The following is a 20,070-nucleotide window of genomic DNA, read 5'->3' on the forward strand; positions in this document are numbered from 1 at the left end:
ACGCTCGCGCCAGGGCTCCTGCTGTCATGACATTCGGTTACCTAGTGGATCAGGCCGTCCAGCCGGAAGAGGAAGGCCGCCATCGCATCGCGGCTGATGGGCTGCAGCGGCCGGTAGGACCGTGCTCCCCCGGCTTCGGTCCAGCCGGTGGAAATGCCGTTCTCGGCCAGCCAGGACATCTCCTTGTAGAACTGCTGCCCGGTGGAAACATCGGCGAACGGTGACACGGCCGGCGGGGTGTATTGCGGTGATCCCGCCATCCGGTACAGGAACGCCGCCATCGCATCGCGGCTGATTGGCTGCAGCGGCCGGTAGGTTCGGCTCCCGTCTGCCTCGGTCCAGCCTGTGGAGATCCTTTGTTCAGCCAGCCAGGCCATCTCTTTGTAGAACTGCTGGCCGGTCAGGACGTCGGCAAAGGGCGATACCGCAGGCGGCGTGTAGTCCGGTGATCCTGCCATCCGGTAGAGGAAGGCGGCCATGGCATCGCGGCTGATCGGCTGGAGCGCCCGGTAGCTCCGGCTCCCGTCCGCTTCCGTCCAGCCTGTGGAGATCTTCCGTTCAGCCAGCCAGGCCATCTCTTTGTAGAACTGCTGGCCCGTTGAAACGTCCGCGAACGGTGAGACGGCCGGAGGCTCGTAGGCTGCCGCGGTGGTTTTGAACGTGGCTGTCCATTCCGCTGCGGCCCCTTCGGCCCGGATGTAGTCCGCCTTCGCCCGCGCGGTAACCGTGACTGTTCCGGTGCCTGGATGGGTCCCGGCTGTCACGACGTTACCGCCCACGAGATAGTCGACGCCCTCCGTCGAGGGCACAGTGTAGGTGTCGTCTGCAGTGCCGTCCCTGTCGGAGAAGACGACGGCGGCAGGTGTCACCGAATAAGGGGTCGCCTTGAAGGTGGTGCTCCATTCGGCGATAGCGGCTTCGGCAAAGACGTAGTCGGGCTTGGCGCGAGCGGTGACGGTGACCGTCCCGGTGCCCGGGTAGTCGCCCGCACCGGTGAGGATGCCGGCCACGAGGTACTCGACACCGACGGTGGTCGGAACCCTGTAGGTGTCCTCGGCAGTGCCATCCTTGTCGGTGAACACGGCGGCGGCAGGCGTCACCGAGTAGGGCGTCGCCTTGAACGTGACAGACCATTCGGCTGTGACACCCTCAGCCAGGACATAATCAGCCTTGGCCCGAGCCTTCACCGTGACCGTCCCCGAACCTGGGTAGGTTCCGGCTTCGACTGTATTGTCCCCGAGCAGGTATTCGACGCCCTCGGTCGCCGGAACTGTATAGGTGTCCTCGGCGGTGCCGTCCTTATCGACAAATACGACGGCGGCGGGAGTCGCCAAATAGGGCGTCGCCTTGAAGGTGAAGGACCACTCCGCGGTCGCGCCCTCGGCCAGGACGAAATCCGTCTTGGCCCGCGCCCTCACAGTGACTGTCCCGGATCCCTGGTGCGTTCCTGCTTCGACGACGGTGTCCCCGAGGAGGTATTCGATGCCTTCCATCGACGGAACCGCGTAGGTGTCCTCGGCAGTGCCGTCCTTATCGACAAATACGACGGCGGCAGGGGTCACCGCATAGGGCGTCGCCTTGAACGTGGCGCTCCACTCCGCGGTCGCGCCCTCAGCCAGGACGTAATCGGTCTTTGCCCGAGCCTTGACTGTCACAGTTCCCGACCCAGGATGAGTCCCAGCCTCAACGACCGCTTCGTCGAGCAGGTACTCAACACCCCCGGTCGCAGGAACTGTGTAGGTGTCCTCGGCAGTGCCGTCCTTATCGACAAATACGACGGCGGCAGGGGTCACCGAGTAGGGCGTCGCCTTGAACGTGGTGCTCCACTCCGCGGTCGCGCCCTCAGCCAGGACGTAATCGGCCTTGGCTCGTGCTCGCACGGTAACTGTGCCGGTGCCCGGATGAGCCCCAGCCTCAACGACCGCGTCGCCGAGCAGGTACTCAACACCCTCGGTCGCAGGAACCGTGTAGGTGTCCTCGGCAGTGCCGTCCTTATCGACAAATACGACGGCGGCAGGGGTCACCGAGTAGGGCGTCGCCTTGAACGTGGCGCTCCACTCCGCGGTCGCGCCCTCAGCCAGGACGTAATCGGCCTTGGCTCGTGCTCGCACGGTAACTGTGCCGGTGCCCGGATGAGCCCCAGCCTCAACGACCGCGTCGCCGAGCAGGTACTCAACACCCTCGGTCGCAGGAACCGTGTAGGTGTCCTCGGCAGTGCCGTCCTTATCCGTGAACACGACGCCGGCAGGCGTCACCGCATACGGAGTCGCTTTGAAGTTGAAGGACCACTCCGCCGCGGCGCCCTCGGCTAGAACGTAATCCGTCTTGGCCCGGGCCTTCACCGTGACCGTCCCCGACCCCGGATGCGTCCCAGCCTCAACGACCGCATCGCCGAGCAGGTACTCAACACCCTCGGTCGCAGGAACCGTGTAGGTGTCCTCGGCAGTTCCGTCCTTATCGACAATTACGACGGCGGCAGGGGTCACCGCATACGGAGTCGCTTTGAAGTTGAAGGACCACTCCGCCGTGGCGCCCTCGGCCAAGACATAATCAGCAGTGGCCCGAGCCCTCACGGTGACGGTCCCCGACCCCTGATGCGTCCCAGCATCGACGACCGCGTCGGCCACCAGGTACTCAACGCCGTCCGTCACCGGGACCGTGTAGGTGTCCTCGGCAGTCCCGTCCTTATCGGTAAACGTGACGTCAGCCGGCGTAGCGCGATTCAACCGGACCACATCAACAGTTCCAATGGTCTGGAACCCCGTGGACGTATTGCCCAGCGTGTCATCCAGGGGATACAGGTTGGCCTTCCATTGACCTGTCGCCGCATCCTGCGGGATCGTGATCGACCGCTCCCAGACACCATCCTTGGCATCCCCCGAAACAAGCGCCAAAGCACCAAAGCCTTGGGTCTGACCCGACGCATCGTGCCGCAGCAGCGCATACGGAGCCTCCGCCCCCGTCTGATCCGTCAGTCGCACGGAGACGACCACGGTCGCCGGGCCTTCATCCAAATTGAACGACGTCGGAGACACTGACGAACTCGCCAAAACCGGTCCGGTCATATCGGCAGGGGTGCCGGCCACATCAACAGTTCCAATGGTCTGGAACCCCGTGGACGTGTTGCCCAGCACGTCATCCAAGGGATACAGGTTGGCCTTCCACTGACCTGTCGCCGCACCCTGCGGGATCGTGATCGACCGCTCCCAGACACCATCCTTGGCATCCCCCGAAACAAGCGCCAAAGCACCAAAGCCCTGAGTCTGACCCGACGCATCGTGCCGCAGCAGCACATACGGAGCCTCCGCCCCCGTCTGATCCGTCAGCCGCACGGACACAGTCACCGTCCCGGGCCCATCATCCAAATTGAACGACGTCGGAGACACTGACGAACTCGCCAACACCGGACCGGTAATGTCCGGGTCAGCGGTCGAAGTGTCAAACGAGTGGGCCCACTCCGTCTGTGCGCCGGACGCCAGCATGAAACCAGCCTGGGCTTTCGCCGTGACAGTCAAAGTGCCTTGGCCGGGGTATGTGCCAGCTCTAACCAGTAAGCCGTCGACGACATAGTCAACGCCTTCCGTGGAGGGAATCGTATAGGTGTCGCCAGCGGTACCATCGGGATCCGCGAATACCACCGGAGCCGGTGTAGCCACGGCGACGATCTCGTGAACGGGTACCCCCAATGCGTTTGCTGCGTCCGCAAGGCCGGCTCCACATCCTCCGCTACAGCTTCCCGGCATAACCCGCGCGGTGCCCTTGATTCTGTCTTCAACGCTCTTGGGGGTCACCTGACTCCCACCAGCAGCCATCAGGAGCGCAGCGAGCCCCGAAACGTGGGGAGCCGCCATGGAGGTTCCCTGTGAGTAGAAGTAGCCTTCAGCAACAGCGCTGTAGGCACCGTTGTTCTTGGTAGACGCGATCCCATCCTGCGCCGACCAAGTCATGTCACCGCCGGGAGCGGTCACATCCACGGCGTCTCCGTAGTTGGAGTATGGTGCGCGGCTTCCGGAGCGTCCGCTGGCGGCCACCGTGATGACGTTCTGGCAGTTCGCCGGCGCGGAATCGGCCGCCGGGCGGTTTTCGTTGCCAGCCGCGACCACAACAGCTGCTCCAGCGCCGTATGCGAAATCAATGGCCGTCTGATACGCAGTGGAGCAGGCCCGGTTCCCGCCGAGGCTCATGTTGATCACCCGGGCAGGGGTCGGGTTGACGGGGGCACCGGGAACGAGCCCGCCGGCCGCCCATACGATCGAATCCACAATGTCGGAGGTGTAGCCTCCACATGCCCCTAACGCGCGAACGGGAAGGATCCTCGACTCGGGTGCGACACCGGTCACGCCTTGGCCGTTGTTCGCGATGGCAGCCACAGTTCCTGCCACATGTGTGCCGTGCCAGGAGGAGTAGCTACCCGTAGTGCCGGCCCCGCAGGTTCCATCCAAGGTCCAGTCCCCTTCGTCCCTTGGGTTGGCATCCCGTGCATCACCGTCGCGGGCTATGGCGGAACTTGAAATCATGTCGTATCCGGGAAGGACGTTGGCGTTCAGGTCGCTGTGGTCGGTGATGCCGGTGTCAATGACGGCCACAACGACACCGCTGCCCTTGGTAACGGACCACGCGCGCGGCATGCGCATCCCACCAGTTTGTTCAAACATGTCCCACTGCAGCGAGTAATACGTGTCGTCTGGGTCGGCCAAGGGGTACATCCGGGCGTCCGGCTCAGCGAATTCGACGTCGGGGTCAGCTCGCAGGCTCGCCAGTACCTTGTCCGATGCGGGCCCCGCGAGCGCCGTGCCGGTCTGCAAGACCCGCGCTCCAGTGGCGGTCTCCCGGACGTCGGTTACCGGAATCCCCAAATCCCGGGTGACGCGTCCGTATGCTTCATTTCGGTCGGCCGAACTCGCGTTAGCTTTCTCCTTGAACTTGACGATGAATTGGTCCGTCAATACATCGGAGGGGTGCAACGGCCCTGTCACGTTCCCGGGAGGAAGCGCCAATTCGTCGTCAGCGACGGCGGGTGTGGAGACCAGTGACGCGCTGACAAGGGAAACAACACCGGCCAAGACAATACGTCCGGCTAAACGTGCGCACAGCGCATCCAACATTCGTGCATCCTAGGGGAAGCGCGTCGCCCCCCAAGAGACGGAACGCGGAATCAAAGACAGCGAACCGCATGTCCCGCTTGATTGTAACAACAAGTTTATTTATTACTTGCCGACCACACACTCGCCTGAGAGTGCGGGCACAGCGTCCGTGATCCCCTCGGGTCGAGCGTTATCCGCCTCCCCTCACGACTGGTTGCGCACCTGTACATGAACGCTGCCATCTGGTCGCGCAGGACGGCCGTGCCCGGCCGGAAGGTCTGCGTGATGCCATTGGCGTTGTTGGCGACGGCCGCCACCGTGCCGGCGCCCCTGCTGACCGGCCATGCGGCGGGCAACCGGAGGCCGACGACGGCTCCCCCAGTCCGCTCAGTGCCTGGCCCGCGGCTCCTCCCACTGCACGAGAGAGTCCGCGTCTCAATGTGGCTCAGTGTTGTTTTCACGGCCGGAAAGCCTTTTAGTTGGTCTTCTGGGTAGTCCGTTTTTTGGGGGTAGCGGTGTTTTCTCGCGGTGTCGCGCGTTTGTTGGCTGTGGTCTTGTTTGTTGTCGCACCGGCTTTGGGGGTGTTGCCAGCGGCTATAGCGGCCGATCCTGTGGTGGAGGATGTGGTGTCGTTCGCTGATGTGCCGGACTCGTCCCAGTTCCACAAAGAGATCGCATGGCTGGCTTCGGAAGGCATTTCCACCGGGTGGGATGTCGGCGGCGGAGTGCGGCAGTACCGTCCACTGGACAGTATCGCCAGGGATGCGATGGCGGCGTTCCTTTACCGGAAGGCCGGATCGCCGGCGTTCACCCCGCCGAATCCGTCTCCGTTCACAGACGTGGCGCCCGGGGCGGCGTTTTATAAGGAGATCACCTGGCTCGCCTCGAAGGGCATTTCCACCGGATGGGACGTCGGGGGCGGCAAGCGCGAGTACCGGCCGTGGAACCCGATCGCCCGCGATGCGATGGCGGCGTTCCTGTACCGCTTTGACCAGTCCCCGCCGTTCACCACCCCGGCACAGTCCCCGTTTGTGGATGTCGTCGCCGGCGGCGCGTTCTATCGGGAAATCACCTGGCTGGCGTCCTCCGGGATCTCCACGGGCTGGGACGTCGGAGGCGGCGCGCGCCAGTACCGGCCGCTTAGCGGGATCGCCCGGGACGCGATGGCCGCATTCCTGTACCGGTACTCCTCGGACAAGGTCCCGGCGGACCCTGCCGCGCCGGCGGCCGGGACAATGACGGTGGCCCCGGACGTTGAGATCCTCGACGCGGCACAGCTGGACACGGCACAGCTCTCGGCCGGTGTCCTGACGCTCCCCTGGGACAAGGCCTCGGAGATCCGACCCAACGATGTGCTTGTGGCCGGTGTCACGACGGGAACCCCGGAGGGATTGCTGGTTCGTGTGGTCCAGGTCGTCCGGGACCCGGGCGGGGTGACGGTCGTGAAAACCAGGCCCGCCACCTTGACGGAGGCTGTGGTGTCCACCTCGGGACTCCTTGAGCTCAGCGGGTCCCCGGAGTGGTCCACGTTCACTCCGGAACCGGACGTCACCGTCACCACACCGCCGGCCGGCGCGGCTCCTACTTCCGGAATCCCACAGCCGGAGGCCACGGTCGAAGGAGAAGTGTTCTCCCAGTCGTTCTCGGTGAAGAAGACGCTCAAGGCCGAACTTGGGACCGACCAGCTCCATGGCGGCGGCTCCATCACCGTGGAGTCCACCATTAAGGCCGCGGCGAGAGCAAAGATGACCTTCGAGGCCGGGTTCCTCCAGCTCAAAGAAGCATCTGTGGTGCTCACGCCGTCCTTCACGGCCCAGCATTCCGTGAGCGTGAGCGGCAGCCTGGAAGGCAAAGCCAGCGCCAAACTGGGCGTACTGAAGGCCATCTTTGTTTACCCCGGGGCGGTCCCCGTGGTGGTCACTGCGGAGGCGGAAGTTGCATTGAACCTCACCGCCACCGGTGAAGCGGAAATCTCCTTCGTCACCGCCCAAAGCATTTCGTCGGATGTCGGAATCAAGTACCGCGACGGCTCCTTCAACTTGATCAACACCAAGCCGCAGACGGCGGGCGTGCAAAACGACGTCAAGGCGACCGCTTCCCTGACCGCTGCCCTGTCCCTGGACTTCGATGCCACCATCAAGCTTTACGGCGTTGCGGGGATCACCTTCGGCGCCGGCCCGTACGTCTCAGCAGAGATCGCGGTCACCACCAGCAACGGAAATCAGACATGGTCCTGCCCCATCGAAATCGGCTTCGCCTCCCGCCTCGGAGCCGTCGCCGGCATCGAAGTGATGGGATTCAAACTTGGCGAATGGAGAGACGTCAACACGCTCACGTGGAATCTCGCAGAACCGAACCCCTGCGAAGGAACGCCCGTCCAAGCACCGGGAACATCGACGGCACCGCTTGCCATCACAACCGCCGAACTACCCACAGGAACGGTAGGGCAAGCCTACTCGGCAAGCCTGAACGGGTCCGGCGGCACGAAACCCTACACGTGGACCATTACATCCGGGTCCCTTCCCCCGGGGCTTCGCCTCGAGCCCTCCAACGGCAGCATCACGGGCACGCCCACTACCGCAGGCGTGCAGCCCCTGGTGGTCGCCCTGACTGACAGCCACGGTTCTAGGACAGCCCTCAGTGCACCCCTTACCGTCGCACCAGCCGGACTCGCAGGCATCAAAGCTGTAAGTGCAAGTCATTCAGCGGCATATGCCCTACGGAACGACGGCACAGTCTGGGCGTGGGGGCGGAACAATGCAGGGCAACTCGGAAACGGCGCCACCACCGACTCTGCCGCGCCCGTCCAGGTCACGGGAATTACTGACGTGGAAAGCGTCGCCACCACAAGCGGCGGGGCCGTTTACGCGAAGAGGACAGACGGAACCGTCTGGGCGTGGGGAAACAACGCCTACGGTCAGCTGGGCAACCGAACCACCACAAATTCCGCTGTCCCCGTTCAGGTGACGGGACTGAGCGATGTTCAAACTGTTACTGCCAGCGAGGAAGAATCAGCTTTTGCAATCAAAGCGGACGGCACCGTGTGGGCTTGGGGCGCCAACTGGGGCGGCCAGCTGGGAGCCGGCCACTACGCGAACCAGTCGTCCCCAGCTCAGATCCCGGAACTCACGGGTGCCAAGAGCATTACGACTGGAAGCGGAGTCTACGTGGCTTATGCGGTCATGGCGGACGGTTCCGTCCGGGCGTGGGGGGACAACTCCTCAGGCAAGCTTGGCAATGGCAGCACCGCAACTACTTCCCCCGTGCCGGTCCAGGTCGTCGGACTCACTGACATTACGAGCGTCAAGAGTTCCGGCGGAGCGGCGATTGCGCTGAAACTTGATGGCACGGTCTGGGCATGGGGTTCCAATGGCTGGGGAGAGCTAGGAAACGGCTCCTACGGAAGCTACTCCTCGGTACCCGTCAGGGTGAACGGGCTCTCAGACGTGGCCAGCATTGAAGCGAAACGCTCCGCATCCATTTACGCGCTAAGGAAGGACGGCACAACCTGGGCCTGGGGAGCAAACCTGCAAGGTGAGCTAGGGATCGGGAGCACCACGCCTTCGCCAACCCCTGTTCAGGTCACGGGCCTGTCCCAAACCCTGAGCATCATCACGAACGGCTATTCCTCAGTCCATGCCCTGCAAAAAGACGGCACGGTGTGGGCCTGGGGATGGAACGGCTATGGTCAGCTGGGCAACGCCACGACAACGGATTCATGGGTTCCTGGGAGAGCCCAAGGGATCAGCGACGTCCGCCAACTCATGACGACAGATGGTTCGGCGTACGCCCTAAAAGCCGACGGAAGTCTCCTCGCCTGGGGTAACAATGAGTTCGGCCAACTTGGCATCGGCACAACCACAAACGCAACAGTCCCGGTCCTGGTCGGCAGGCAGTCCGGCTAATCGGGGCTGCCCAAGAGAGTGGTCACAACACGCTGGCGGCAGCCAACCACCTCAGGGGTCAGTGCCCCGCCTGCGTCTCCTGCAGCCGCTTGATGAACCAGCGGGACTGTTCCGGTCCGTACGGCAGCACCGGGATCGCCTTGGTGGCGTCGCTGGGGGTGTCGCGGATGGACTGGATGGCCTGGCGGACGGCGGTGGACATGGTGTTGGCCATGGTCTTCACGAACTGGTCGCTGCAGGGGTCGCCGTGGCCCGGGATGAGGAATTCGTAGCGGTGCCTCAGGGCGGAGATGTGCCGCAGGGCATCTGCCCATTCCTCCGGGAAGGCGTCCTCAAACGACGGGTGTGAACCCTGCTCCACCAAGTCGCCGGCGTACAACGTGGTGGACGTGCCCACCAGCAGGTCGCCATCGGTGTGGCCGCGGCCCAAGTAGAAAAGGGTGACGGTCTGGCCGCCGAGGTCTACCAGGACGGGCTGGTCCTTCACGATTGCATTGGGGACCACCAGTTCGGCGTCGGCACCTTCGCCTGCTGCCATCTCGGGTTCCAGAGTGGCGACCGAGCGGCGCTGCCGGTCCCCGTTTTCCTCAATCTCGCGTGCGCAGTTCTCGTGGGCATAGAACTCGGTAACCCCCTCGTCGGCGAAGATGGCGTTGCCGAAGAAGTGGTCGTAGTGGGCGTGGGTGTTCACCACTACCAGCGGCAGCTGGGTTTTTTCGCGCACGGCAGCCAGGATCTCCCGGCCCTGCCGGGGTCCGCCGCCGGTGTCGATCACCATGGCGCGTTCGGCGCCGACTATGAGTCCGGTATTGAGCTTCGAGCCTTCGGTGGTCAGCACGTAGTTGTCCTGGCCGACCTCCATCCATCGCGACATTCTGTTCTCCGTATTCATGCGTTCCGGCGATCGTAGGCCTCGATTCTACCCACGCCTTGCTGTTGGAAGGCCGATGAAATGCACGCGGCGGCGGAGCAATAAGAGTCTGCGGAGCAATAACGGAGCCTCCTTACGCTTCCTGGTCGTCAGGAGACGCACGACGCCGGTACGCACCGTTCCAGCGCCGGGGCCAAGGGGCTCGTCTGAGTCGGAGCGTCGACCGTCCGGGCCTGTCTTGCCCCCTTTTTCGGCAGAGGCATGAGGCGCCCTGACTCTAATTCTTTTCACACTGGTAACCAACGGGAAACCTCCGCCTGCCTACGATCTGGATATGGCTACCAAACAACAAAAGGCGCACTGCGACCCGTGTGGGGTCACCACGAACCACGTCACATCTTACGGGCCGCCTGACGGCAGCAACGGAACATCAGTTGTTAGCCTCACGTGTAGCGAGCACTCTGATCTGCGGCCCTAGAACGAGGTCTCGGACTGCGCCGAACCAGGCTCTTCGGTTTGGCGCACTGCGCGGCGGCCGCACCCTTCGTACTTCAGCTGAAATATTTCCGTATGTCAGGAAGGTCGCACCACCGCCTGGCCGTCGGAACCATTGAAAAAGGCTTGCCCCTCAGGGTACAAAATCTCACTTATGCCGGACTGATCCAGCTCGCTAAAAACCCGGACACACTCATTGCCGGGGCCGTCACCGTGGACGGCAGCAACCTTGTCGCGTCCGCCGTCGTGCTGTGGCCTGACGGTTCGCCGGGAACGCTCACGATCACGAGCCGCGACACCCTCGGCGGCGTCCTTGCGTACAACATCACCTACGGCTCGCCCGTCACTAAGACATGCACGCAGCCGACCATCACCCGGAACGCTGCTGGCGCGGCAACCAACGTCCCCCAGATTGTGGTGAGCTAATTGGGTATCCTCGACGCCCCCGCAGTACAGCCATCCAAGGTTGGCCTGGAAGCCCTCTATGCGAAGACCTCGGCATCACTCGGGCTCTTCCATACCTCACTGGCCGGGCGGCATTTCGCGCCCTGCAAGATCCTCGTGGTGGGCGACTCCATCAGTGAAGGCGCAGGCGCGACCCTGAACATTCGGAACCGCTGGCAGGACCGCCTGAAAGAGAACCTGCGAAGCCGGTTCCCCACGGACGGGAGCCCCGGAACGACACTCCACTACGTGCCCGCCATGAACGTCGTGAACATGCCCGGCGATATGGCTGTCCGCTCGGCAGGCGTCACTACGGGAACCAGCTTCGGCTTTGGTGCCCGGCACGCACAGCTCACCGCAGCGGGTCACACTGTGACGTTCACGGTCACCGGCACATCCGCCAAGGTGGTCTATCCCAAGTCGTCGGGCGGCGGGTCATTCACCTGGCAGGTTGATGGCGGCACCGTGTCGTCGGCTGTCTCGCAGTCGGCGGGATCCCTGACGGACGGTTTCACCACGGATATTCCGCTCGGCGCGTCCGGCTCGCACACCGTCGTTATCGCATGGGTGAGCGGTGGCAGCGTGTTCATTGACGGTCTGCTCGTCTACAACGGTGACGAGACCAAGGGTATCCACGTCATCGACGGCGCGCACTCCGGCTGGGGCGCACAGAACTTCCAGCTCAACGGCATCCAGTTCTATCAGGGATCGCTCACGACGATGCTGCAACCATCGCTCGTGATTATCGCGCTGGGCATCAATGACTTTGCGTTCGGCTCGCTCTCCATCGCCAACTACAAAATCCACATGCAGTCGAACATTGACCGCTACCGGGGTGCGATCCCCACCAAACCGCCGTCCATTCTGCTGGTAGCCATGCACCGCCGCTCCCCGGTCAGCGCCGTGGCAACGTGGGCCGAGTACGTCCAAGCCATGAAGGAACTTGCGCAGGCAAACGACGGGGTAGCTTTCCTGGACCTCTCAGCCCGCCTCCCGCAGGTGTCCGGCGACACTCGTGGACTCTACGCTGACGAAGTCCACCCGGCCAATCTCGGCCACTCGGCCATCGCCGACAACGTAACCAGCTTCATCGTTCCGCGATGAACATGACGGATGCGCAAGCCCAACTGCGCGAGATTATGGATGGGTGTGACCGATCAGACGGAAGTGAGAACGCCTGGTGGGAGACGGATGCTGGAGCAGGCTTTGGATCTGGACGCCTCGCGCTACTAGAAGCACTGGTCGCTGACCTCACGCGGGGCGGCTAGGCAATGTTGTCGGCGTACTCTTTCCCGCACTCGTCCGAACAGAACGAGTGATCGGGCGAGGGTACGCCGCACGTCCAGCACGTGCGCGGATGGTTGAACCACATCAGCAGACGGTCGAGGGGCGTTGACATGCGGCAAGTCTAGGGCAAGAGGGCGCGAGGAGTCCAAGCATCAGCTAAGAAGCCGCCCGGTAAGCACCGTGCGACTTCGACAACCATTAGATCCGCTAGTTGCGGATACCAGCGAAAGACATGCGTTTCTGAAGGTATGTCGTCAGGGAGCGCGCGTACGTCGTAGTCATATGATTGCCGTCCCGATAGACGAGGACGCTCCCTGCTACTGCGGGGCACTTGGATTCAATACAAAACAGGTCGTTCATGTCGAGGTAATCGACTAGGTCCATGTCCTCGGCTGCCTCTTTCTGAGGATCGCTTGATAGCGCTTCCGCCCTGTCGAATGAGCATCCATCCACTCCTTTGGCCTCGACGCATGAAGGAGGATCGGCGACGCCGGCAGAGCTGGCCCGGGGCGTGTCGGCAATGGCAATGATCTTGGCGCCGCCGTCATTGAGGCCTTGCCACGTCCTTCGGAAGCCTTCTACACCAGCGGTGTAACCGCCTACGTAGTCAGTTGTGGCCACATTGGAAGTAATAATCACATCGAATCCACCGTCTGCAAGGCTCAATCTGACGGAGGAATTCCATTCGGCACAGCTCTTATGGCCAGAAGGCGCCATATTAAACGCGCATCCTGACTTGAAATAGGTAGTCAGGGTCCAACCTTTGTCCTCGGCGATTTTTGCGACGGCCGGAAACCACTGGTTGGCATGCGAGTCGCCCACCATAGCAACTTTCAGTTTTCCAGAATTGCCGTACATGCAGCTGATGACAGCTGCCCTCGTGACGCGTTGCTGGCACCCCTGGTCGGCAGCGCTTGCGGAGGCAATCAGCGGATCCGGGAAGACCGTCTGGCTTTGAGTAGATCCACATATGATCGCCTCGGACGGGTCGAGCGCTCTAGCGCCACGACACTCTGTCGGCCCCGACTCGAATTCAGCCAGCTCGGCGGTTGCCTCCGCGACTCTACTATGGCTGACCGCGGCCGCAGAGCCTCCCACCAGTCCGACAAGCATCATCCCAGCCAGCGCGGACGCTAGAACAGTCCTGGACCTCGGGCCGCCGCTGACCCGACGCCGTGATCGTTCAGGGCGACGGCGGTATCTGTCTTCGATTTGCACCTTCGTGGTCCAGGCTAAGACGACACTTGCGACAATGATTCCCACCTTGGCCGCACTAGTAAGCGTTGATCCGATGCCAGAGACGGCGATGGGGACAATAACGATGAGCGGCCAGTGCCATAGGTAGAGCGAGTAGGAAATGTCACCGAGAAATTGGACTGGGCGTAAGGAGAAAAGCCTTGTTGGCGCCCACGCAGTATCGACACTGCCAGCAGCAATCACCGCGGCCGTGGACAGCACTGGCAGCAGCGCGGCATAACCCGGGAACGGGGTTGAACCCGTGTAGATGACCGCTGACGCGAGAACACCCACAACGCCTACCCAAGAGAGGGCGGACCTGAATGGCTTCGATCCGACCTGCCTCGTCATGCAGATCGCCAACAGTGCGCCCACCCCGAATTCCCATATCCGCGTCGGAGTAACGAAATATGCGTCTTGGGGGCTTGAGGCAGTAGAGATCAAAGAAACTGCGAACGAGACAACAGTGGCAGTGGCAACACCCAAAGAAACTGTCAATCGGCGGCTGCCGCCGAGTCGTTTGACAATCCACAGCAGCGAGATCAAGAAGAGTGGCCACACAAGGTAGAACTGCTCCTCCACCGACAGCGACCAATAATGCTGGACAGGGCTTGCGCCAGCGCCGGCGGCGAGATAATCGACTGAGTCGGCGGCAAGCACCCAGTTTTGGACGTAGAACGCACTGGCAAGCACCTGTCTCCCTACTGTGCCCCACAGGGTTTGCGGCAAGAGGACGAAAGTGGAGATTCCGACCACAGCCAGGACAAACAGTGACGCGGGCAGGAGACGTCGAATGCGGGCGCTGTAAAAGTCACTAAGCCGCAGGCGTGGAGACTCCGCAAAACCCTTGAGTAAGTGCATCGTGATGAGATATCCGGAGATGACGAGAAAGACGTCAACGCCTACGTAGCCGCCTTCGATCCGAGTCGGCCACAGGTGATACACGACAACGAGGGAAACGGCCAAAGCACGAAGAGCCTGAATTTCAGGTCTGAATTGATCCTTGGTCTTATGTCCTCGCGTTAGAGCCAGGCCCACTTGTCCCCCTCGGTTGTGGTGACTACCACACAGAAATTGTGGGGGGCATAATCCAGCTCAAGGCTGTGGACCCTCCCCCATCTTTGGTCCTCGTCCCGAAGCTTACAGCTCTCGGGTTTCTGCCCGCTAAATGGGGGCCGATAAGTCGCCAGTTTTGGCACGTCGGGCGACAGATCGTTCACAAGATGCCGGCCACCGACAGTCCTGCGGGTGCATCCCAACCTCTTATGCGATGGACTGAATCTCTCCGTCCAAATTAGCGCAGTCTTCCGAGCAGTAACGGTTGTCGCCGTCTGCCGCAGTTACCTTCGGGTTCTTGTGGCAGACGGTGCACAGGCTGGCCCGGTGCTGAAACCAAGCGAGTAGGTGGAAGATCGGCGGTGCTTTCAGAGTGTTCCCCATGGCCGCAATTGTAGGGCACTGCCGGTGATTAGGTGCGGGCGGCTTCGGTGACAGCCTGCGTCTCGGTTGCCCGGCCTGCGTGGAAGCGGTGCTTGTAGCGGTCCTGAATGGGCTTCTCGAAGTACTTGAACGAGGCCCAGGCAAGCAGTGCTGAGGCCGCGAGTAGGGGCAGAGTCATCTTGAGCCCCTCGACTTGAAGGCCGAATGGCTGGACCTTGAAGAAGATCTGATGCCAGATGTACCAGCCGTAGGAGATTGTGCCGGCGAACAGCAGCGGCTTGATCGTGAGCAGCTTCAACTTGGGTGCCGCCGCCACCGCCACGACGGCGAAGAGTGCAGCCGCCGCGCCGACGTAGAGGGTGACTGTCCGGTCAATCCCGTCCACCTCAATGCTCGGGATGGCAGCCAGCACACCGAGCACGGCGACCGCTGAATATCCGGCCCAGCGCGGAACTTCGACCGATCCACGAGGCAGTAGCGCGAGCGTGCATCCGATGAGCAGCGCATAGAACACCGTGTCGGGACCGTAGTAGGTCCGCTCCCAGTCGCTGAACACCATCGGCGCGGCCAGCCGCCACGCCAGCGCCAGCAGCGCGGCGCCAGCCACGATCCAGACGGCATGCTTCCGGCTCTTGGCTACCGCCATGGTGCCCACGAGGGCCAGCGGCCACACAAGATAGAACTGCTCCTCGATGGACAGTGACCATGTGTGTCCCAGTACCTGCATGTCGGCGACGCCGGCCATGAAGAAGTCGCTGGTGTAGGTCAGGGTCGAGACGACCTGAAGCCAGTAGTTCCCCGCGAGCTGCGGGTCACGAGTCACCAGCATGAATATGGTGGTCAGGATAACGGCGGCGACAATGGCCGGGCCCAGGCGAAGGAATCGGCGCATGTAGAACTTGACCAGCGCGACGCGGCCAGTCTGCGACAGCTCGCGGTCCAAAATGCTGGTGATCAGGTAGCCCGACAGGACAAAGAAAATGGTCACGCCGACCACGCCCGAATATCGGAGCGGCAACCCGGAGTGATAGGCAACGACGGCAAGAATTGCAAGACCTCGGATGCCGTCAAGCGCGGCGACCCTATCCCCAGTTTTAGTCATAGTCCCGAACTTTACCGGCACCCAGTTTCCGAACGGTAAACAGCGGCCCGAAAGACCGGCTAACTGCCCTTGACGTTTCTGTCCAATGGCACCAGCGGAATTTCAGTCAGAGCTGCAGGGGCGTCCGAAGTAAATGCCGAACACCCAAAACGCATGTAGTTCCTGTCCCGTCATACCTACATATCTGCCAGCACGGACCCCGGGTTCTCGATCGCATCAGCCACGTACCGCAGGAAGCCGCCCGCCGTTCCGCCGTCGCACACGCGGTGATCGAAGGTGAGTGTTAGCTCCGTGACCTTGCGGACGGCCAGCTCGCCGTTGACCACCCAAGGCTTGTCGATGATGCGCCCTACGCCCAAGATTCCAACCTCCGGGTGATTGATGATCGCTGCTGAGCCGTCCACTCCGAAGACCCCATAGTTGTTCAGAGTGAAGGTGCCACTTCCCAGCTCTGAAGGTGTCGCCTTGCCTTCACGCACGACCGCTGTGAGCCTGCGAATCTCAGCGTCCAACTCACGGGCGCTCATCTTGCCCGCATTGCGCACCGATGGCACCATAAGTCCCCGGTCCGTCTGCGCGGCGAAGCCCAGGTTTATACCGTCGAACGCGACGATTTCCTGGCTCTCCCCACCTGCGGCGTCCTCTGTGGTGACAATTCTGGTATTCAGCTCCGGATACTTCTTCAGTCCCGCCGTCACAAACCGTGCGATGAATGCCAGCAGCCCCGGGGTGTTGTGCGGATCGGACTTCTTAAGCGCCGCACGCATTTCCACAAGCGCTGTGGCATCCACATCGACCCATACAGTGGCTTCTGGGATCTCGGAGCGGCTTCGCGTCATGTTCGCGGCCACTGCCTTGCGGACTCCTCGGACCGGCGTTCGTGCTGTGATGCCGAGGCCTGTTCGTGGGTCGGTTTCACGATGGCGGGTTTCGACAGGCTCAACCACCGAACGTCGGTCATCCACCGAACGCGCCGCGGCCACGGGGCGGCGGGTTTCGACTGGCTCAACCACCGAAGGCGGCTTTACCTCGGGCGCGGGAGCTATGGCCGCCTCGACGTCCTTGCGCATGATCAGCCCGCTTGCGCCTGATCCTTGGAGTCCTCCCAGGTCAACTCCGTGGTCACGGGCCATCCGGCGGACGAGCGGCGAAATCACCGCCCCCAATTTTCCCGGCACGCGTGTGCGCAGGAGCAGGACATCGTCGGCGGACTTTTCCGCACTTGTGGTTTCGACAGGCTCAACCACCGAACGGAAAGGCTCAACTACCGGGGTGTGAGTTGCGACAGAACCGGTCTCGACAGGCTCGACGACCGGCTGCTTCCGCGCGCGCGTGCGGCGGGCTACACCGTGGCCGCCGGGTGTTCCGTAGCCGATGAGGACGTTGCCGGAGCCGGCTTTTTCCTCTTCCCGGTAAGTTTCGGCGGCGGCGGTTTCGACAGGCTTGGTCTCGACGGGCTTGGTCTCGACAGGCTCGACCACCAAGGTGCCAGTGGGCGCGACCGAAATCAGCGGCTTGCCGACGTCCAGGGTCTGGCCTGGCTCTCCGTGAAGCACGGCAACTGTGCCGGCGTACGGGGACGGGACTTCCACCATGGACTTCGCGGTCTCGACCTCGGCGATGGGCTGGTCCACCCGGATTTCGTCGCCCACGGCCACGAGCCAGTTCACAAGCTCGGCTTCGGTGAGGCCTTCGCCCAGGTCCGGCAGCAGGAATACTTTCGTTTCGCTCATCTGTTCAGTCTTCCCACTGGAGGTCGTCAACGGCGTCGAGGATGCGGTCCACGCCGGGCAGGTAGTAGTGCTCGAGCTTCGGCGCCGGGTACGGCACGTCGAAGCCGGTGACGCGCCGGATCGGCGCGGCCAGGTAGTGGAAGCAGCGCTCCTGGACCCTGGCCACAATCTCCGAAGACACGGAGGCAAACCCATGGGCTTCGGCGATCACCACTGCACGGCCGGTCTTGCGGACCGACGCGCAGACGGTCTCGTCGTCGAAGGGCACGATGGAACGAACGTCGATCACTTCCAGCGAGCGGCCTTCCTCGGCCGCCGCGGCAGCTGCGGCCAGCGCTGTGGGCACGGACGGACCGTAAGCAATCAGCGTGGCATCGGTGCCGGGACGGGCGACGACGGCGCGGCCTTCCGACGAGGTTCCCCGTTCGGTGTTGGCCGCATGCTCGGCGCGTAGTCCGTCCAGGTCCACCAGGTCCTTGGACCAGTAGAGCTTCTTGGGCTCCATGAACATCACGGGGTCGTCGGAGTCGATGGCTTCACGGAGCATGCGATACCCGTCGGCCACGGTGGCCGGGGTGAAGACTTTCAAGCCGGCGGTGTGCGCGTAGTAGGACTCGGAGGAGTCGCAGTGGTGCTCCACGCCCCCGATTCCCCCGGCGTACGGGACACGGATGACCATGGGAAGCTTCACCGCACCCTTGGTCCGGTTGTGCATCTTGGCCACGTGGCTGACGATCTGCTCAAAGGCCGGGTAGGCGAAAGCATCGAACTGCATCTCGATCACCGGACGCATGCCGTTCATGGCCATCCCCACGGCCATGCCGACGATCCCGGACTCTGCCAGCGGGGTGTCAAAGCAGCGTGACTCGCCAAAGGTCTTGGTGAGGCCGTCGGTGATCCGGAAGACGCCGCCGAGCATGCCGACGTCCTCGCCGAAGACGAGCACTGAGGGGTCTGCGTGCATGGCGTCGGCCATGGCGGTGTTCAGGGCCTTGGCGAGGGTGATGGTCTGCGGGCCGGTTGATTCAGCAGTGGCTGCCGCCTTGGCGGCGGCGCGGGCCGTGGCGGCACTGACGTTGCCGTTGACCTCGGAGGACGTGGTGACGGTGGGGCTCATTTTGCGGCCCCGTCCCGGGAGATTTCGTCAGCAAGCATGGCGGACTGCTCCTTTAGCTGTGGGGTGGGTGTGGAGAAGACATACCGGAAGAGGTCCTGCGGGTCGACGGGGACGTCCTCCCCTAGGCCTTCGCGGAGCTGCGTGGCAACTGCCTCCGCCTTGTCCGCGATCCTAGCGGCGCCGTCGTCGTCCAGCAGTCCGCGGGCCGTCAGGTACGTCTGCATCCGCTTCAGCGGATCCTTGGCCACCCACTGGGCCACTTCGCTGTCCTGGCGGTAGCGGGTGGCGTCATCGGCATTGGTGTGCGCCTGCATCCGGTAGGTATGGGCCTCCACCAGGAGGGGCCCGGAGCCTTCGCGGGCCAGCTTGACCGCGCGGCCCAGCACGGCGAGGAGCGCGACGACGTCGTTGCCGTCCACGCGTTCGCCGGCCATGCCGTAGCCCACGGCCTTGTGGGCCAGCGACGGCGCCACGGACTGGTGGGCCAGCGGCACCGAGATGGCGTACTGGTTGTTCTGCACGAAGAAAATGACGGGCAGGTGGAAGACGGCCGCGAAGTTGAGGGCCTCATGGAAGTCGCCTTCACTGGTGGCGCCGTCGCCGCACATGGCCAGGACAACGGTGTCCTCGCCTCGGAGTTTGGCCGCGTGGGCAACGCCGACGGCGTGGAGCAGTTGGGTGGTGAGCGGAGTGCACTGGATGCCCACCTTGTGCTTGAGCGGGTCGTAGCCGCTGTGCCAGTCGCCGCGGAAGAGGGTCATGGTCTGGACGGGGTCCACGCCGCGGGCCATTACGGCCACGGAGTCGCGGTAGGTGGGGAAGATCCAGTCGCCGTCCGCGAGGCAGAGGGCGGCCGCCACCTGGCAGGCTTCCTGCCCGTGGCTGGAGGGGTAGACGGCCATGCGGCCCTGGCGGACCAGGGCTGAGTTCTGGTCATTGACGCGGCGGCCTACGACCAGCTGTTCGTACGCGGCCAGCAGTTCTGCGTCGCCCGGCAGCGAATACTCGTGTCCGGGCTGGGCGCCCTGCTCGGTGTGCGGGTTCAGGGTGCCGTCCTGGTCCACCATCTGGATCTGGTGGCGGGCCGGCAGCATGTAGTCCTCCACCGTGATGCCGAACTTGCGCACAGCCTCGGCTGCGGCGTCTTCAGTCACATGGTTCCCGGCCGGCTGTTCCGGCGCGTCCTGCCCGAGGGCGGTGTGGTCCGCGGAGATCGTCATTGGTCCGTCCTTCTGTAGCCACTATTCGCTTCCAGTATCGTCCTGAAGGAACTTTCGTATCCAGTCCTGGCCGGAATCGTGGAGAAGTACGGAATTCTGGCCTAATCTGAAAGACGAATCGTAAGTGTGAGCCGCG

Annotated in this window: 10 protein-coding genes; 3 read left to right on the forward strand and 7 right to left on the reverse strand. The window is 63.1% G+C overall.

Features of this window, described 5'->3' with window-relative positions:
- Positions 1-41: 41 nt before the first annotated feature.
- Entirely contained in the window at positions 42-5,105 is a 5,064-nt protein-coding gene (locus tag ARTH_RS23210; protein WP_011693013.1) for a S8 family peptidase, read from the reverse strand.
- Between the two features lie 494 nt (positions 5,106-5,599).
- Between ARTH_RS23210 and ARTH_RS16180 the strand changes: the two genes are divergently transcribed.
- Positions 5,600-8,989, forward strand: coding sequence for a putative Ig domain-containing protein (locus tag ARTH_RS16180; RefSeq protein WP_011693014.1), 3,390 nt, complete (start codon positions 5,600-5,602; stop codon positions 8,987-8,989).
- Positions 8,990-9,047: 58 nt separating this feature from the next.
- Here the strand turns inward: ARTH_RS16180 and ARTH_RS16185 are convergent, their stop codons facing one another.
- On the reverse strand, positions 9,048-9,863 hold the full coding sequence (locus tag ARTH_RS16185) for an MBL fold metallo-hydrolase (RefSeq protein ID WP_011693015.1): 816 nt from the start codon (positions 9,861-9,863) through the stop codon (positions 9,048-9,050).
- 567 nt (positions 9,864-10,430) lie between these two features.
- Between ARTH_RS16185 and ARTH_RS16190 the strand changes: the two genes are divergently transcribed.
- Complete coding sequence (locus tag ARTH_RS16190; RefSeq protein WP_011693016.1) at positions 10,431-10,781, forward strand: hypothetical protein; 351 nt, start codon at positions 10,431-10,433, stop codon at positions 10,779-10,781.
- Positions 10,782-11,903: an SGNH/GDSL hydrolase family protein gene (locus tag ARTH_RS16195; protein WP_011693017.1), complete on the forward strand. Its 1,122-nt coding sequence runs from the start codon at positions 10,782-10,784 to the stop codon at positions 11,901-11,903.
- Between the two features lie 390 nt (positions 11,904-12,293).
- On the opposite strand, the gene ARTH_RS16200 is transcribed toward ARTH_RS16195, so the two are convergent.
- The 5 genes from ARTH_RS16200 to pdhA form a co-directional block, all read right to left on the reverse strand.
- On the reverse strand, positions 12,294-14,360 hold the full coding sequence (locus ARTH_RS16200) for an acyltransferase family protein (RefSeq protein WP_011693018.1): 2,067 nt from the start codon (positions 14,358-14,360) through the stop codon (positions 12,294-12,296).
- 430 nt (positions 14,361-14,790) lie between these two features.
- Entirely contained in the window at positions 14,791-15,864 is a 1,074-nt protein-coding gene (locus ARTH_RS23215) for an acyltransferase family protein (RefSeq protein ID WP_011693019.1), read from the reverse strand.
- 176 nt (positions 15,865-16,040) lie between these two features.
- Positions 16,041-17,597: a dihydrolipoamide acetyltransferase family protein gene (locus ARTH_RS16210; RefSeq protein ID WP_011693020.1), complete on the reverse strand. Its 1,557-nt coding sequence runs from the start codon at positions 17,595-17,597 to the stop codon at positions 16,041-16,043.
- A gap of 4 nt (positions 17,598-17,601) precedes the next feature.
- Positions 17,602-18,714 carry an alpha-ketoacid dehydrogenase subunit beta gene (locus ARTH_RS16215; protein ID WP_011693021.1) on the reverse strand — a complete coding sequence of 371 codons (1,113 nt, stop codon included), beginning with the start codon at positions 18,712-18,714 and terminating at the stop codon, positions 17,602-17,604.
- Complete coding sequence (gene pdhA, locus ARTH_RS16220) at positions 18,711-19,934, reverse strand: pyruvate dehydrogenase (acetyl-transferring) E1 component subunit alpha (RefSeq protein WP_011693022.1); 1,224 nt, start codon at positions 19,932-19,934, stop codon at positions 18,711-18,713. The genes ARTH_RS16215 and pdhA overlap by 4 nt, the downstream gene beginning before the upstream one ends.
- Positions 19,935-20,070 lie beyond the last annotated feature (136 nt).

Origin of the sequence: Arthrobacter sp. FB24 (genome assembly GCF_000196235.1) — a bacterium.
Taxonomy (GTDB): Bacteria; Actinomycetota; Actinomycetes; order Actinomycetales; family Micrococcaceae; genus Arthrobacter.